General features: G+C 64.9%; 17 protein-coding genes. 9 read left to right on the top strand and 8 right to left on the bottom strand.

Translation table 11 applies throughout. The features are described 5' to 3' along the window. Positions 1 to 121: 121 nt before the first annotated feature. Positions 122 to 1,321 carry a tyrosine--tRNA ligase gene (gene tyrS, locus IP89_RS05460; RefSeq protein WP_043308188.1) on the bottom strand — a complete coding sequence of 400 codons (1,200 nt, stop codon included), beginning with the start codon at positions 1,319 to 1,321 and terminating at the stop codon, positions 122 to 124. Between the two features lie 182 nt (positions 1,322 to 1,503). Between tyrS and IP89_RS05455 the strand changes: the two genes are divergently transcribed. Together IP89_RS05455 and IP89_RS05450 are read left to right on the top strand one after the other, a co-directional pair. Further along, the gene (locus tag IP89_RS05455; RefSeq protein ID WP_043308187.1) at positions 1,504 to 2,922 is read left to right on the top strand and encodes a peptidoglycan DD-metalloendopeptidase family protein; all 1,419 of its coding nucleotides are present in this window, start codon (positions 1,504 to 1,506) and stop codon (positions 2,920 to 2,922) included. Between the two features lies 1 nt (position 2,923). After that, positions 2,924 to 4,015 carry an anhydro-N-acetylmuramic acid kinase gene (locus IP89_RS05450; RefSeq protein WP_043308186.1) on the top strand — a complete coding sequence of 364 codons (1,092 nt, stop codon included), beginning with the start codon at positions 2,924 to 2,926 and terminating at the stop codon, positions 4,013 to 4,015. Positions 4,016 to 4,087: 72 nt separating this feature from the next. Here IP89_RS05450 and erpA read toward each other — a convergent pair whose 3' ends face one another. Beyond that, the gene (erpA, locus tag IP89_RS05445; RefSeq protein ID WP_043308183.1) at positions 4,088 to 4,438 is read right to left on the bottom strand and encodes an iron-sulfur cluster insertion protein ErpA; all 351 of its coding nucleotides are present in this window, start codon (positions 4,436 to 4,438) and stop codon (positions 4,088 to 4,090) included. A gap of 169 nt (positions 4,439 to 4,607) precedes the next feature. Beyond that, positions 4,608 to 5,642 carry an N-acetyl-gamma-glutamyl-phosphate reductase gene (gene argC, locus IP89_RS05440; protein WP_043308182.1) on the bottom strand — a complete coding sequence of 345 codons (1,035 nt, stop codon included), beginning with the start codon at positions 5,640 to 5,642 and terminating at the stop codon, positions 4,608 to 4,610. Positions 5,643 to 5,778: 136 nt separating this feature from the next. Here argC and hemJ point away from each other — a divergent pair, with 136 nt between their 5' ends. The 4 genes from hemJ to IP89_RS05420 all read left to right on the top strand — a co-directional run bounded on the left by hemJ (position 5,779) and on the right by IP89_RS05420 (position 9,073). Further along, entirely contained in the window at positions 5,779 to 6,204 is a 426-nt protein-coding gene (gene hemJ / locus IP89_RS05435; protein WP_043308180.1) for a protoporphyrinogen oxidase HemJ, read from the top strand. 20 nt (positions 6,205 to 6,224) lie between these two features. After that, positions 6,225 to 7,187: a nitronate monooxygenase family protein gene (locus IP89_RS05430; RefSeq protein WP_043308178.1), complete on the top strand. Its 963-nt coding sequence runs from the start codon at positions 6,225 to 6,227 to the stop codon at positions 7,185 to 7,187. Positions 7,188 to 7,275: 88 nt separating this feature from the next. Beyond that, a complete protein-coding gene (locus IP89_RS05425; protein ID WP_043308177.1) occupies positions 7,276 to 8,262 on the top strand; it encodes a DUF805 domain-containing protein in 987 nt (328 codons plus the stop codon). A 4-nt stretch (positions 8,263 to 8,266) separates the two neighbouring features. Next, complete coding sequence (locus IP89_RS05420) at positions 8,267 to 9,073, top strand: SDR family oxidoreductase (RefSeq protein ID WP_043308176.1); 807 nt, start codon at positions 8,267 to 8,269, stop codon at positions 9,071 to 9,073. On the opposite strand, the gene IP89_RS05415 is transcribed toward IP89_RS05420, so the two are convergent. Then, positions 9,070 to 10,551, bottom strand: coding sequence for an AAA family ATPase (locus tag IP89_RS05415; RefSeq protein ID WP_043308174.1), 1,482 nt, complete (start codon positions 10,549 to 10,551; stop codon positions 9,070 to 9,072). The two genes, IP89_RS05420 and IP89_RS05415, sit on opposite strands and share 4 nt — an antisense overlap. 59 nt (positions 10,552 to 10,610) lie before the next feature. On the opposite strand from IP89_RS05415, the gene IP89_RS05410 reads away from it, so the two are divergent. Both IP89_RS05410 and coq7 read left to right on the top strand, forming a co-directional pair. After that, positions 10,611 to 10,949: a histidine triad nucleotide-binding protein gene (locus tag IP89_RS05410; RefSeq protein WP_043308173.1), complete on the top strand. Its 339-nt coding sequence runs from the start codon at positions 10,611 to 10,613 to the stop codon at positions 10,947 to 10,949. Between the two features lie 83 nt (positions 10,950 to 11,032). Next, entirely contained in the window at positions 11,033 to 11,680 is a 648-nt protein-coding gene (gene coq7 / locus IP89_RS05405) for a 2-polyprenyl-3-methyl-6-methoxy-1,4-benzoquinone monooxygenase (RefSeq protein WP_043308172.1), read from the top strand. Positions 11,681 to 11,740: 60 nt separating this feature from the next. Here coq7 and IP89_RS05400 read toward each other — a convergent pair whose 3' ends face one another. After that, positions 11,741 to 12,163: an OsmC family protein gene (locus IP89_RS05400; RefSeq protein ID WP_021702473.1), complete on the bottom strand. Its 423-nt coding sequence runs from the start codon at positions 12,161 to 12,163 to the stop codon at positions 11,741 to 11,743. A gap of 237 nt (positions 12,164 to 12,400) precedes the next feature. On the opposite strand from IP89_RS05400, the gene crp reads away from it, so the two are divergent. Continuing rightward, entirely contained in the window at positions 12,401 to 13,045 is a 645-nt protein-coding gene (gene crp / locus IP89_RS05395; protein ID WP_043308170.1) for a cAMP-activated global transcriptional regulator CRP, read from the top strand. Positions 13,046 to 13,103: 58 nt separating this feature from the next. Here the strand turns inward: crp and trpC are convergent, their stop codons facing one another. Genes trpC through IP89_RS05380 form a run of 3 tightly spaced genes read right to left on the bottom strand, consistent with a single transcriptional unit; the run spans position 13,104 to position 15,576 of the window. Next, the gene (gene trpC, locus IP89_RS05390; RefSeq protein ID WP_043308169.1) at positions 13,104 to 13,940 is read right to left on the bottom strand and encodes an indole-3-glycerol phosphate synthase TrpC; all 837 of its coding nucleotides are present in this window, start codon (positions 13,938 to 13,940) and stop codon (positions 13,104 to 13,106) included. Beyond that, the gene (gene trpD / locus IP89_RS05385) at positions 13,937 to 14,983 is read right to left on the bottom strand and encodes an anthranilate phosphoribosyltransferase (RefSeq protein ID WP_043308168.1); all 1,047 of its coding nucleotides are present in this window, start codon (positions 14,981 to 14,983) and stop codon (positions 13,937 to 13,939) included. The genes trpC and trpD overlap by 4 nt, the downstream gene beginning before the upstream one ends. Beyond that, entirely contained in the window at positions 14,983 to 15,576 is a 594-nt protein-coding gene (locus IP89_RS05380) for an aminodeoxychorismate/anthranilate synthase component II (RefSeq protein ID WP_043308167.1), read from the bottom strand. Before IP89_RS05380 ends, trpD begins: the two co-directional genes overlap by 1 nt. Positions 15,577 to 15,583 lie beyond the last annotated feature (7 nt).

Below are 15,583 nucleotides of genomic sequence, written 5' to 3'. Positions count from 1 at the left end.
GCGCAACCCTTAATTTCGTCTAACTTCTTGTTTATCAAGAAGTTTTCAGATCAGACCGCGCCGGAACAGGTGCGCATTCTAGGGATTCACGCGCGCCAGTCAACTCTTTTCTGAAAAAACCTTACTCAGACTTGAGAGTGATGCGCGCAAAGGCCTTCTTGCCGGCCTGGCAGACATGATTGCAGCCCAACTTAAAGACGAAGCCGCGATCAACCACTTCGCCATCGACCTTCACGCTACCCGCGCTCAGCAGATCGCGAGCCGCAGCAGCGTTCTTAACCAAGCCAGCCTTATTAAGGACAGCCGAGACCGGCATATCTTCAGCAGAGAGCAGCTCCACCTCAGGCAGATCATCCGGCAGCTCGCCATCCTTTAGGCGGTTACCCGCGGAGCGATGCGCAGTGGCCGCAGCCTCTTCACCATGGAAGCGCGCAACAATCTCCTCGGCCAGCTTGATCTTGATGTCACGCGGATTGGCACCTGCCGCGACATCAGTCTTGAACTGCTCGATCTCTTCCATGGAACGGAAGCTCAGCAGCTCGAAGTAACGCCACATCAGCGAGTCAGGCATCGACACCAGCTTGTTGTACATGACGCCCGGCGCTTCCTGGATACCTACATAGTTACCCAGCGACTTGGACATCTTCTTCACGCCGTCCAGCCCCTCGAGCAACGGCATGGTGACGATGCACTGGGAGGACTGGCCATAGGCGCGCTGCAGCTCACGCCCCATCAGCAGATTGAACTTCTGATCGGTACCGCCCAGCTCCACATCGGCACGCAGTGCCACCGAGTCGTAGCCCTGCACCAACGGATAGAGGAATTCGTGGATGGCGATCGGCTGATTGCCTTCATAGCGCTTCTGGAAGTCGTCACGCTCGAGCATGCGCGCCACGGTGTACTGCGAAGCCAGGCGAATGAAGTCGGCCGGCGTCAGCTTGTCCATCCAGGTGGAATTGAAGGCTACTTCGGTCTTGGCCGGGTCGAGGATCTTGAATACCTGAGCCTTGTAGGTCTCGGCGTTATCCAGCACCTGCTCGCGAGTCAGCGGCGGACGCGTAGCGCTTTTGCCACTGGGGTCGCCGATCATCCCGGTGAAGTCGCCGATCAGGAAGACCACCTGATGGCCCAGCTCCTGGAACTGACGCAGCTTATTAATAAGCACGGTATGCCCCAGGTGCAGATCAGGGGCGGTCGGGTCGAACCCGGCCTTGATGCGCAGCGGCTCGCCACGCTTGAGCTTCTCTACCAGCTCGGACTCGACCAGGACTTCTTCCGCACCACGCTTGATCAGCGCCAGCTGCTCTTCTACCGACTTCATGACAGGACTCATGCCACTCGCAAACCCAAAAGGGAACCAACCATACAAGATCACTGACCAATTACAAGCTTTGCGCCGGGCCCGGTCCGCTCAGCCGATAACCAGTCCCTAGGGTTGCCTATAGGGAAATTTGATTATATTTTAGACAGTTAATGCACTCTTCCAAGAAACACCCTGAGCCCATGACGCAATCCATACCCAAAGCCTCGCCCTATCCGCGAAGCCACCTGCTGGCTGCCAGCGGTGTTGCGGCGCTGTTGAGCCTGGCCTTGCTGGTGTTCCCGTCGCGTGAAGTCGAGGCGAAGAAGACCTACCTGAATCTCGAGCTGGACAACGGCGCCGAGCAGATCCTGCAAGAAAAAGACGATCTCCGACCGGATCAAGCGACCGGGGATCGAGGCGCATCGCCCTTTGCCGATGCCGGCCTCAGCGACAACAAGAACAGCGCCCAAGCAGACGCGGATAAGAAGAAAGAAGACCAGACACCTACCGACCCATTGAGCAAGAGCGTCACCGTCGCCAGCGGTGACACGCTGTCGACCGTATTCGCGCGCGTCGGCCTGGATGCCAATGCGGTGCACGAGGCGATCAACAGCAGCAAAGACGCCAAACGCTTCGGGCGCCTGCATGTTGGTCAAGCACTGGACTTCAAGCTGACTCCCGACGGCAAGCTGGAGCGACTGAGCAGCAAGCTGAGCGATCTGGAAAGCATCGTCCTGACGCGCAATGACCAGGGCTTCTCGTTCAAGCGCGAACTGGTCAAGCCGGACGTGCGTACCACCTATGCCCACGGCGTGATCAATAGCTCGCTGTTCCTCTCGGCCAAACGCGCCGGCCTGTCGCACAGCCTGACCATGGATCTGGCCAACGTATTCGGCTACGACATCGACTTCGCCCAGGACATCCGCGAAGGCGACGAATTCGAGCTGATCTACGAAGAGCACGTGGTGAACGGCAAGCAGGTAGGCAATGGCAACATCCTCTCCGCCCGCTTCACCAACCGCGGCAAGACCTATAGCGCGGTGCGCTACACCAGCAAGCAAGGCACCACCAGCTACTACAACGCCGATGGCATGAGCATGCGCAAGGCGTTCATCCGCACCCCGGTGGACTTCGCCCGTATCAGCTCGAAGTTCTCCATGGGCCGTCGCCACCCGATCCTGAACAAGATCCGTGCACACAAGGGCGTCGACTACGCCGCACCGCGTGGTACTCCGATCAAGGCCGCAGGCGATGGCAAGGTACTACTCGCCGGGCGTCGCGGTGGTTACGGCAACGCTGTGATCATCCAGCACGGCAACAGCTACCGCACCCTGTACGGCCACATGCAGGGCTTCGCCAAAGGCGTGCGCACTGGCGTCAACGTCAAGCAGGGACAGATCATCGGTTACATCGGCACCACCGGCCTGTCGACCGGCCCGCACCTGCACTACGAGTTCCAGGTCAACGGCCGCCACGTCGACCCACTCAGCCAGAAACTGCCGATGGCCGACCCCATCGCCGGCGCCGAGAAGCAACGCTTCCTGCAGCTGAGCAAGCCGCTGATGGCTCGCATGGATCAGGAAAAGGCCACCATGCTGGCCGCCAACAAGCAGCCCTGAGATGCCGCGCTACCTGGGGGTGATGTCCGGTACCAGCCTCGATGGGCTGGACATCGCCCTGATCCAGCACGACACCCGCCCCACCCTCCTCGCTCACCATTACCTGCCGATGCCCGACGCCCTGCGCGCCGAGCTGCTGGCGCTGTGCGCCTCTGGCCCCGATGAGCTGGCCCGCGCCGCCATCGCCGAGCAGCACTGGGTCGAACTGGCAGCCACTGGCATCCATGCGCTGCTGCAACGCGAAGGGCTGAGCACAAAGGATATCCGCGCCATCGGCAGCCACGGCCAGACCGTGCGCCATGAGCCCGCACGCGGCTTCACCGTCCAGATCGGCAACCCCGCCCTGCTGGCCGAACTGACCGGCATCGATGTGGTCGCCGACTTCCGCCGCCGCGACGTCGCCGCAGGCGGCCAAGGCGCGCCCCTGGTGCCGGCCTTCCACGAAGCCTTGTTCGAAAGCAGCGCGCAGCCCAAGGCGGTGCTCAACGTTGGCGGCTTCAGCAACCTCAGTCTGATCGAGGCGGAACAACCGGTACGTGGTTTCGACTGCGGCCCGGGTAACGTGCTGCTGGATGCCTGGATCGACCAGCACCAGGGCATGACCTTCGACCGCGATGGCGCCTGGGCAGCCAGCGGCACGCTGAACGAGACGCTGCTGAACCGCCTGCTGAGCGATCCCTACTTCGCCGGCCAGGGCCCGAAGAGCACCGGCCGCGAGCTGTTCAACCTGCCCTGGCTGGAAAGCCATCTGAGCATGCTTCCGACACTGCCTACGGCCGACGTGCAGCGCACTCTGCTGGAATTGACCGCGCGCAGCATAGTCGACTCGCTGCAACAGGCGCAAAGCGGCACCGCCGAACTGCTGGTCTGCGGTGGTGGCGCCCATAACCACACGTTGATGCAGCGCCTGCAGGAGCTGTTGCCGGCCTGCCAGGTAGCCAGTACCGCCGCACGTGGCGTGCCGCCGGATTGGGTCGAGGCCATGGCCTTCGCCTGGCTGGCCCACTGCTGCCTGGAGCGCATCCCGGCCAATCGCCCCAGCGTTACCGCTGCCAAGGGGCTGCGGGTGCTCGGCGCGATCTATCCGGCGTGACGAGCGCGCCAGCTCAATCGAGCATCCACAAAAAAGCCGCGCAGATGCGCGGCTTTTTTGTGGCCTGAAAACTCAGATCGAGAAGGACGAACCGCAACCGCAAGTCGTGCTGGCGTTGGGGTTGTTGATCACGAAGCGCGAACCTTCCAGGCCTTCCTGGTAGTCCACTTCGGCGCCGGCCAGATACTGGAAGCTCATCGGGTCGACCACCAGGCTGACGCCCTCGCGCTCGACGATGGTGTCGTCGTCGGCCACGTCTTCATCGAAGGTGAAGCCGTACTGGAAGCCGGAGCAGCCACCACCGGTGACGAACACACGCAGCTTCAGGCGCGGGTTGCCCTCTTCATCGACCAGGCTCTTCACCTTGTTCGCCGCGCCCTGGGTGAAGATCAGGGGGGTTGGAGTGAAGGTCTCGACGCTCATCTTGCTGCTCTCCTGGCGCCAGGCGCCATGTTACGTACCACACACGGGCGGCGATTATCCGCTTACCCGAGCAAATCGGTCAATTATTGGGCGACGACGCAACCGTCGCCCTACTGCTTAGATGGGCGCGCCGGCGGCGAATTCAAGCCGCCGCCGGGCGTATTTGCGGTCAGGGCAGCAGCGCGGCGTGGGACAGGCCCAGGCGCTCGTCCAGCCCGAAGAGGATGTTCATGTTCTGCACCGCCTGGCCGGAGGCGCCCTTGACCAGGTTGTCGATGGCCGACAGCACCACCACCAGCTCGCCGCCCTGCGGACGGTGCACGGCAATGCGGCAGACGTTGGCACCGCGCACGCTGCGGGTCTCCGGGTGGCTGCCGGCCGGCATCACGTCGACGAAGGGCTCGTTGGCGTAGCGCTTCTCGAACAGCGCCTGCAGGTCCACGCCACGGTCGGCGACGGTGGCGTACAGGGTGGCGTGGATGCCGCGGATCATCGGCGCCAGGTGCGGCACGAAGGTCAGGCCGACCTGGCCACCTGCGGCGCGGCGCAGACCCTGGCTGATTTCCGGCAGGTGGCGGTGCCCCTTGACCGAGTAGGCCATCATGCTCTCGCTGGCCTCGCACAGCAGCGAACCGACCTTGGCGCCACGGCCGGCGCCGCTGACACCGGAGGCGCAGTTGGCGATCAGGCGGCTCGGGTCGGCCAGGCCAGCTTCCAGCAGCGGGATCAGGCCGAGCTGGGTAGCGGTCGGATAGCAGCCCGGCACAGCGATCAGACGCGCTCCCTTGATCGCCTCGCGGTTCACTTCCGGCAGGCCGTAGACCGCCTCGGGCAGCAGTTCCGGCGCACCGTGCGGCTGGCCGTACCACTTGGCCCACTCCTCGGCGTCCTGCAGACGGAAGTCGGCGGACAGGTCGATGACCTTGGTGCCGGCGGCCAGCAGCTCGCCAGCCAGGGCGTGGGCCACGCCGTGCGGGGTGGCGAAGAACACCACGTCGCAGGCGCCCAGGGTCGCCACGTCCGGCACACTGAAAGCCAGGTTGTCATAGTGGCCGCGCAGGTTGGGGTACATGTCGGCAACCTTGACCCCGGCTTCGGAGCGCGAGGTGATCACCGCCACTTCGGCCTGCGGATGCTGGGCCAGCAGGCGCAGCAGCTCCACTCCGGTGTAACCCGTGCCGCCGACGATTCCGACCTTGACCATTGCGTACCCCCACTGCGTGACCGTTGAGAAAGGCTGCCGATGATAAAGCCCATGCGAGCCCCGGCCAACCTTATGGATGACGCGCGGACCTGGCTTTCTCTACTATCGACAGCAAATCGCCTGTCGGATGCCATAAATGCTCTATCTGTGGGTCAAGGCCCTGCACATCATCGCCATCGTCTGCTGGTTCGCCGGCCTGTTCTACCTGCCGCGCCTGTTCGTCTACCACGCCATGGCCGAGGATGCGCCCAGCCGCGAACGCTTCTGCGTGATGGAGCGCAAGCTGTACCGCGGCATCATGAACCCGTCGATGATCGCCACCCTGGTCCTCGGCGCCTGGCTGCTCTACCTCAACCCGGCCTGGCTGAAGATGGGCTGGCTGCACGCCAAGCTGCTGCTGGTCGTGCTGCTGGTCGGTTACCACCATGTCTGTGGCGCCCAGCTCAAGCGCTTCGCCCGCGGCGAGAACGCCCGCGGCCATGTGTTCTACCGCTGGTTCAACGAGGTGCCGGTGCTGTTCCTGCTGGCCATCGTGATCCTGGTGGTGGTGAAACCCTTCTGATAACGACGAGAGGAAAGACCATGTCCCTGCCCGCCCTGCTCGACCAGCGCCTGCGTCTGCCGGTGGTCGCTGCACCGATGTTTCTGGTATCCACCCCACCGCTGGTACTGGCCTGCAGCAACAGCGGTATCGTCGGCAGCTTCCCAGCCCTGAATCAGCGCGAGAGCAGCGGCTTCAAGGCCTGGCTGGAGGAGATCGAGGCGGGCCTCACGGCGGACGCCGCGCCCTATGCAGTCAACCTCATCGTGCACGGCAGCAACCCACGCCTGCAGGCCGACCTGGCCATCTGCGTCGAACACAAGGTGCCAGTGGTGATCACCAGCCTGGGCGCGGTCAAGGAAGTGGTCGACGCGGTGCACAGCTACGGCGGCCTGGTATTCCATGACGTCACCACCCGCCGCCATGCGGAGAAGGCCGCCGAGGCCGGTGTCGATGGTCTGATCGCGGTAGCCGCCGGTGCCGGCGGACATGCCGGGACCTGGAGCCCGTTCGCCCTGATCGCCGAGATCCGCCAGTTCTTCGACAAGACCCTGCTGCTCTCCGGCTGCCTCAACCACGGCCACGAGATTCTCGCTGCGCAACTGCTCGGCGCCGACCTGGCCTACATGGGCACGCGCTTCATCGCCACCCAGGAGAGCAATGCCGACGGCGACTACAAGCAGATGATCCTCGACGCCCGCGCCGCCGACATCGTGCACACCCCGGCGGTATCCGGCGTGCCGGCCAGCTTCATGCGCCAGAGCCTGGAGAAGGCCGGCTATGACCTGAAACAGCTGCAGAACAAGGGCGACGTCAACTACGGCGAGAAGCTCAAGCCGATCAACGACGAGGCCAAGGCCTGGAAGACCGTGTGGTCCGCCGGCCAAGGCGTTGGCGATATCGCCGACGTGCCCAGCGTGACTGAACTGGTGGCGCGCCTGGATGCCGAATACCGCGCCGCGCTCGGCCGCTCCGCACAACTGCCGCAGCGCTGGCCGCGCTGAGCAGGAATTTGCGCAGGCGTTCGCTTGTCCACGCCCGGTAAAGCCCCTAGGCTCTGGGCACTTTCAATGACGTAACAGGGATGCACGCATGACCGAAGCTCGCTACAAGATCGTCTTCGAAGGCAAGCTGATGCCGGAGATGGCGCTCGACACGGTGAAAGACAACCTGGCCCGCCTGTTCAAGAGCGACCAGAGCAAGATCGACGCACTGTTCACCGGCTCGCCGGTCGCACTCAAGCGCGACCTGGCCGAAGCCGAGGCGGACAAGTACCTGGCGGTACTGCAGAACGCCGGCGCCCAGGTCCGCAAGGAGCAAGACCTGGCCGCCGGACTGAGCCTGGTCGCCCATGACGACGAACATGCCTCGGCGCCAACCAACAGCGAGAGCATGATCTGCCCGAAATGCGGCCAGCAACAGGCCAAGGCAGCCGAATGCGCGAGCTGCGGCATCATCATCGACAAGTACCTGGCGCGTCAGGCCCAGCTGGCCGAGAACCCGCCGGCAGCCGCCCCGGCCGCCAGCGCTACGGTCTCGCCCTATAGCACGCCGAAAGCGGAAGTCGGTGAGACGCTGCCCGAGTACGGCGAGCTCAAGGTATTCAGCATCAACGGCCGCATCGGCCGAGTGCGTTATCTGGGCTGGTACATGGGTGTAATGCTGCTCGCCATGCTGGGCTACGCCATCGCCGCCGGCATCATGGCCGTCGCGCCGATCATCGGCGGCATCCTGATGATTCCGCTGGTCATCGCCACCGTGGTCGTCTCGGTACAGGTCGGCGTGCAGCGCCTGCATGACCTCGGCTGGTCCGGCTGGCTGCTGCTGATCAACATTATCCCAGTGGTCGGCAGCGTGTTCGCCCTGCTGATGCTGGTCGTGCCGGGCAACCAGGGCGCCAACCGCTACGGTCCGCCGCCGCCACCGAACAGCACCGGCGTGGTAGTGCTGGCCTGGACTGGCCTGCTGGTACCGATCATCGGCATTCTCGCGGCCATCGCCATCCCGGCCTACCACGACTACACCGAGCGCGCCCTGGAAGCCCAGCAACAGCAGTACGCCCCGGCAGACGAGGAGTAAGACCTTGAGCAGTTACGCCCTGATCACCGGCGCCTCCAGTGGCCTCGGCCTGGCCCTGGCCGAAGCACTGGCCCGGCGTGGGCGTAACCTGATCCTGGTGGCGCGCCAGCGCGATGCCCTGGAGAGCATTGCCTGCGAGCTGAGCCAGCGCTTCGGTGTCGAAGCGCTGTTCCGCGTCTGCGACCTGAGCGAGCCCCTGCAGCTCACCGGCCTGATCCAGGAACTGGAACAGGGCGAGCGGCAGATCGACCTGCTGGTGAACAACGCCGGTATCGGCAGCGCCGGCCTGTTCGTCGAGCAGGACTGGATGCGCGAGCAGGAGCTGATCGAACTCAACATGCTGGCGCTGGCGCGCCTCTGTCACGCCCTCGGTGCCGACATGAAGCGCCGCGGCGGCGGGCAGATCCTCAACGTCGCGTCCCTGGCCGCCTTCCAGCCGGGGCCGCTGATGGCCAACTACTTCGCCAGCAAAGCCTACGTGCTGCACCTCTCCGAGGCGCTGCGCAACGAGCTGGCGCCGTTCGGCGTGAAGGTCTCGGTGCTCTGCCCCGGGCCGGTAGCCACCGCCTTCTTCCGCCGCGCCGAGCTGTACAGCGGCGGCCTGGAGCGTCAACAGCAACTGGCCAGCCCCGAGGAAGTGGCGCTGATCACCATGCGCGGCCTGGAGCGCAACCAGGCCATCATCATCCCCGGCTGGCGCCATCGTCTGTTGCCGCAGCTGCTGCGCCTGACGCCACGTGCGCTGGTGCGCCACGTGGCGATGAAGATGGTGCGCCCGCTGCTGCCGCGCACGGGCGCCGAACAGCCCTAGTCGGCGCTCACCGTACGCCCGCCGGCCCAGGCCCGCAGCGCGGCCAGGCGCTCGGCCATGACCACCGACAGCGGCGCCGTACCCTGGATATTGCTCAGCAGCAGCGCCTGATCCACTGACTGCTGGCGCGCCTGCGCGGCATACAGCGCGCTGACCACCACCTGCTCGATCTCCGCACCGGAGAACCCTTCACTGGCCGCCGCCAGCGCCTGCAGGTCGAACTGCTCCGGCGCCAGCTCGCGGCGACGCAGGTGGATGGCGAAGATCTCCGCGCGTATCGCTGCCTGCGGCAGATCGACGAAGAACAGCTCATCGAAGCGCCCCTTGCGCACCAACTCCGGCGGCAGGCGGTCGATGGCATTGGCAGTGGCGACCATGAACACCGGCGCCTTGCGCTCGGCCATCCAGGTCAGCAGGGTGCCGAGCACCCGCTGGCTGACGCCATCGTCGTTGCTGCCGGTGGCCAGGCCCTTCTCGATCTCGTCCATCCACAGCACGCAGGGCGCCATCTGCTCGGCCATGCGCAGCGCCTCGCGCAGGTTGCGCTCGGTCTCGCCGAAGAACTTGTTGTACAGGCTGGCGAAGTCCAGACGCAGCAGCGGCAAGCCCCAGAGGCCGGCGACCGCCTTGGCCGCCAGGCTCTTGCCGCCGCCCTGCACGCCGACCAGCAGCATGCCACGCGGGCTATCGGCGCCCTTGCCGGTGGCGAAGATCTCCTGGCGCTCGCCCAGCCAGCGCTTGAGGTTGTTCAGGCCGCCGACTTCGGCGAAGCGTGCGGTGTCGTGCTCGAAACTGAGCACGCCCTCCAGGTCGAGCAGCTGGAACTTGGCCTTGTTCAGCTCCGGCAGGTCTTCCTGGGTGATCGCGCCGTCGTCGCAGATCAGGTTGCGCGCCAGCGCCTTCGCCTCGGCGTGGCTCATGCCGCGCAGGTTCTTCACCACCTGCTGCAGGGTGCGGTTGTCGGTGCGCACCCGCGCGCCACTGTTGCGCTCGCTCCAGCGCGTGGCCTCGTCGCGGACGATGGCCAGCAGCTCTTCTTCGGTCGGCAGCGCCAGGCTGAAACGCGCCGCGTAGCGCTGGATCTCGGCCGGCAACTTGAGCGAGTGCGACACCAGCACCAGGGTCGGCTTGTGCGGCGCCTCGCTCATGGCGATCTCCTTGAGCAGGCGCACCAGCTTGGGGTTATCGGCCATGAACGGATGCAGGTCGCACATCACGTAGAGATTCGGCGTCGGGTCGGCCTTGATCAGGCGCAGGGCCTGTTCCGGCTCGCGGCTGTCCAGCTCGCCTACCGGCTCGCCGCCGAAGGCCAGGCGCTGCAGGCCCTCGGTCACCGCCCAGGTGTAGATGCCCAGGCCACGCTTGATCGCCAGCGAGGTGAGGGTCTCCAGCACCCGCGGCTCGTCCCAGGACTCGATGACCACCAGCTTGACGCGGGACTCCAGCACCAGCCCCAGATCATGAACGTCGTTCTTCACAGCCTCTCCTTGTGCAGTACTAGACTCGCAGCATACCCAAAGCCCTTGGAGGAAAGCGCATGGACTGCCTGTTCTGCCGCATCGTCGCCGGCGAAATCCCGGCCCGCAAGCTCTACGAGGATGACCAGGTGCTGGCCTTCCACGATATCGGCCCGCAGGCGCCGGTGCATTTCCTGGTGATCCCCAAGCGCCATATCGCCAGCCTTGATGAACTGAGCGAAAGCGATCGCCCGCTGGCCGGCCATATCCTCTACACCGCCCAGCGCCTGGCCATCGAGCTGGGTTGCGAGGAAGGCTTCCGTGTGGTGATGAACTGCAAGGACCTGGGCGGGCAGACGGTGCATCACATCCACATGCACGTGCTGGGGCAGCGCCAGCTGCACTGGCCGCCGGGCTGATGCGCAGCGACCCGTTGTCACCTGCCGGCAATCTGCCCGAGCCTTGAGGTAAACTGCCCGCCTGCTTTTCCGTGGAGATGGCCATGACCAGCGAACGCCAGTTTTCCCCCCTCGATCGCCTGCTGATCCAGGCCGACGCCGCCATGCGCACCCTGCTGCCATTCAGCGGCGCACCGGCGCGCCCGTCGCCGGCAATCCTCGAAACCGAGACCGAGCTGAGCGATGACGAGGCCCGCCACGTGGCCGGGCTGATGCGCATCAACCACACCGGCGAGGTCTGCGCCCAGGCGCTGTACCAGGGCCAAGCGCTGACCGCCAAGCTGCCGGAAGTGCGCAAGGCCATGGAGCACGCCGCCGATGAGGAGGTCGACCACCTGGCCTGGTGCGAACAGCGCATCCGCGAGCTGGGCAGCCACCCGAGCGTGCTCAATCCGCTGTTCTACGGCCTGTCCTTCGGCGTCGGCGCGGTCGCCGGGCTGATCAGCGACAAGGTCAGCCTGGGCTTCGTCGCCGCTACCGAGGATCAGGTGGTCAAGCACCTGGACGAACACCTGGAGCAGATTCCGGCGGACGATGCCAAGACCCGCGCCATCCTTGAGCAGATGCGCGAAGACGAGCAGCAGCACGCCACCAGCGCCATCGAAGCTGGCGGCCTGCAGTTCCCTAGGCCGGTGAAGCTGGGCATGAGCCTGCTGTCCAAGGTGATGACCAAAAGCACCTACCGCATCTGAATCGCGGACATGAAAAAGGGCGCCTTCTGGCGCCCTTTTTCATTGGCTCATGCGAGCGGATCAACCCAGTTCGACGATCTCGTAGTCGTGAGTGATCTCGACGCCGGCGCGACCGAGCATGATCGAAGCCGAGCAGTACTTCTCCGCCGACAGCTCCACCGCACGCTTGACCTGCGGCTCCTTGAGGCCACGGCCCTTGACCACGAAGTGCAGGTGGATCTTGGTGAACACCTTGGGGTCCTCGTCGGCACGCTCGGCCTCGAGGAACGCCTCGCAGCTCTCTACCGGCTGGCGCGCCTTCTTGAGGATGCTGACCACGTCGAAGTTGCTGCAGCCGCCCAGGCCGATCAGCACCATCTCCATCGGCCGCACGCCGAGGTTGCGCCCACCGGCCTCGGGCGGACCGTCCATCACCACCACGTGGCCGCTGCCGGATTCACCGAGGAACATGGCCTCGCCGGCCCACTGAATGCGCGCTTTCATCGCCTGGACTCCACTGCCCGAAAAAAGGCGCGTAGCTTACCACAGCACTGTTCGCGGGCTTTTCGACCGACCAGTCGGCACCCGCGGCCTGCACACTGACTACTGCGTCGCAAAAACGCATTACCCGAGGCCGCCCGTCTGTTAATCTGGCGGCGGATAACTGGCACACTTGTTCGGATAACTAATAAGAAATTCGCCTGCTGGACAAAGGCTTACTCTAATTTTCGGGACTCGGGCATGGTCGCTATTACCCTTACACCAAAGATCAAGAACATCGACAAGCTGCTCGCGCACTGTCACCGCCGTCGCTACACGGCCAAGAGCACCATCATCTATGCAGGGGATCGTTGCGAAACCCTGTTCTTCATCATCAAGGGTTCGGTCACCATCCTCATCGAGGATGACGACGGCCGCGAGATGATCATCGCCTACCTCAACGCCGGCGACTTCTTCGGCGAAATGGGCCTGTTCGAGAAGGACGGCGCCGAGAAAGAACGCAGCGCCTGGGTACGCGCCAAGACCGAATGCGAAGTGGCGGAGCTGAGCTACGCCAAGTTCCGTGAGCTGACCCAACAGGACCCGGAGATTCTCTACGCCCTGGGCAGCCAGATGGCCGACCGCCTGCGCAACACCACGCGCAAGGTAGGCGACCTGGCCTTCCTCGACGTCACCGGCCGCGTGGCCCGCACCCTGCTCGACCTGTGCAAGCAGCCGGACGCCATGACGCATCCGGACGGCATGCAGATCAAGATCACCCGCCAGGAAATTGGCCGCATCGTCGGCTGCTCCCGCGAGATGGTCGGCCGCGTACTCAAGTCCCTGGAGGAACAGGGCCTGGTACACGTCAAAGGCAAGACCATGGTGGTATTCGGTACCCGCTAAGCCCACCGGCGACACACAAAAAAGCCCGCCAATCGGCGGGCTTTTTCATGGCTGGCGATCAGTCCGGATCGATACCGGCGACTATGCGGCTGCCATCGGGGAAGAACAGGCGCTTGAGCTCGGTACCCGGCTCCTCGGCGCGCATGAACGCCTCACCGACCAGGAAGGCATAGACCTGGTTGATCTCCATCAGCTCCACGTCGGCACGGCTGAGGATGCCGCTCTCGGTGACCACCACGCGATCGTGGGGGATGCGCGGCAGCAGGTCGAGTGTGTTCTCCAGGCTCACCTCGAAGGTGTGCAGGCTGCGGTTGTTGATGCCCAGCAGTGGCGTGTCGAGATGCTTGAGCGCGCGCTCCAGCTCGTCGCCGTCATGCACCTCCACCAGCACGTCGAGGCCCTGCTCCTTGGCCACGCTGGCCAGCTCGACCATGCGCGCATCGTCCAGCGCCGAGACGATCAGCAGGATGCAGTCGGCGCCGATGGCCCGCGCCTCCACGACCTGGTAAGGGTCGATCATGAAGTCCTTGCGGATCACCGGCAGCGAACAGGCCGCACGGGCCTGCTTGAGGTAGTCGTCGGCGCCCTGGAAGAAGTCGATGTCGGTCAGCACCGACAGGCAGGCGGCGCCGCCGGCCTCGTAGCTCTTGGCGATCTCGGCCGGCACGAAGTTCTCGCGCAGCACGCCCTTGCTCGGCGAGGCCTTCTTCACCTCGGCGATCACCGCCGGCTGCTTGTGCGCCACGCGCTCCTGCAGGGCGCGAGCGAAGCCGCGTACCGGGTCGGCCTGGCGGGCCGCTGCCTCGATCTCGGCGAAACTTGCGCGAGCACGGCGCTCGGCCACTTCCTCGGCCTTGCGGGCGAGGATCTTCTCCAGCACGGTTGGAATGCTCACTCTTGGTTCTCCACGCGGAATACGGCGGTAAAGGACACCAGCTCGTCCAGCTTCTCCCAGGCCAGGCCGGTGTGCAGGGCATCCTGGGCCAGCTGCATGCCTTCCTTGAGGCTAGTCGCGATATCGGCGGCATACAGCGCGGCGCCGGCATTGAGCACGATCATGTCGGCGGCCTTCTGACCGTTCTCGGTCTTGCGCCGGCCGAGCGCATCGCGGATCAGCGCCAGCGAGCCCTGGGCATCTTCGACGGTCAGGCCGATCAGGCTCTGGCTCTTGATGCCGAAGTCCTCGGGCTGGATGCGGTACTCGCTGACCACGCCGTCCTTGAGTTCGGCGACATGGGTCGGCGCGGCCAGGCTGATCTCGTCCAGGCCGTCCTGCGCATGCACCACCAGCACATGCTTGCTGCCCAGGCGCTGCAGCACCTCGGCCATCGGCCGGCACAGCGCCTGGCTGAACACGCCGATCACCTGGTGCTTGACCCCGGCCGGGTTGGTCATCGGGCCGAGCATGTTGAACAGGGTACGCAGGCCCAGCTCGCGGCGCGGGCCGATGGCATGCTTCATCGCGCCGTGATGAGCCGGGGCGAACATGAAGCCAACGCCAACGCTCTCGACACAGCGCGCCACCTGGGCAGGCGTCAGGTTCAGGTAGACGCCGGCGGTTTCCAGCAGGTCGGCACTGCCGCTCTTGCCGGAGACCGCGCGGTTGCCATGTTTGGCGACACGACCGCCTGCTGCGGCGACCACGAAGGCGGCGGCAGTGGAGACGTTGAACACGTTCATGCCGTCGCCACCGGTGCCGCAGGTGTCGACCAGGCGCTCGGCGTTGATCTGTACCGGCGCGGCCAGCTCACGCATGACGGTGGCGGCGCCGACGATCTCGTCGATGGTCTCGCTCTTCATGCGCATGCCGGTGAGGAAGGCGCCGATCTGCGCGTCGGTGCACTGGCCGGTCATGATCAGGCGCATCACGTCCTGCATCTCGGCGGTGGACAGGTCGAGCTGAGCGACCACCCGGTTGAGGGCTTCCTTGATATCCATCAGCGCACCCCGCCCTGTTGCTTGAGGAAGTTGGCGAACAGTTCGTGGCCCTGCTCGGTGAGGATGGATTCCGGGTGGAACTGCACGCCCTCGATGTTCAGGGTCTTGTGGCGCAGGCCCATGATCTCGTCGACGCTGCCGTCGGCATGCTGGGTCCAGGCGGTCATCTCCAGGCAGTCCGGCAGAGTTTCGCGCTTGACCACCAGCGAGTGGTAGCGGGTCACGGTCAGCGGTTTGTTGAGGCCGGCGAACACGCCCAGGTCCTCGTGGAACACCGGGCTGGTCTTGCCGTGCATCACCTGGCGCGCGCGCACCACGTCGCCACCGAAGGCCTGGCCGATGCTCTGGTGGCCGAGGCACACGCCGAGGATCGGCAGCTTGCCGGCGAAGTGCAGGATGGTCTCGATGGACACACCCGCCTCGGTCGGCGTGCACGGGCCGGGCGAGACCACGATGCGCTCGGGCTTCAGCGCCTCGATCTCGGCGACCGTCAGTTCGTCATTGCGGATCACGTGGACATCGGCACCCAGCTCGCCCAGGTACTGCACCACGTTGTAGGTAAAGGAGTCGTAGTTGTCGATCATCAGCAGCATGGTTGGG

This window comes from Pseudomonas sp. ML96 (assembly GCF_000761545.1).
Classification (GTDB): domain Bacteria; phylum Pseudomonadota; class Gammaproteobacteria; order Pseudomonadales; family Pseudomonadaceae; genus Aquipseudomonas.
The sequence above is the reverse complement of the archived record's forward strand: the minus strand, read 5'-3'. Positions and strand labels throughout refer to the sequence as shown.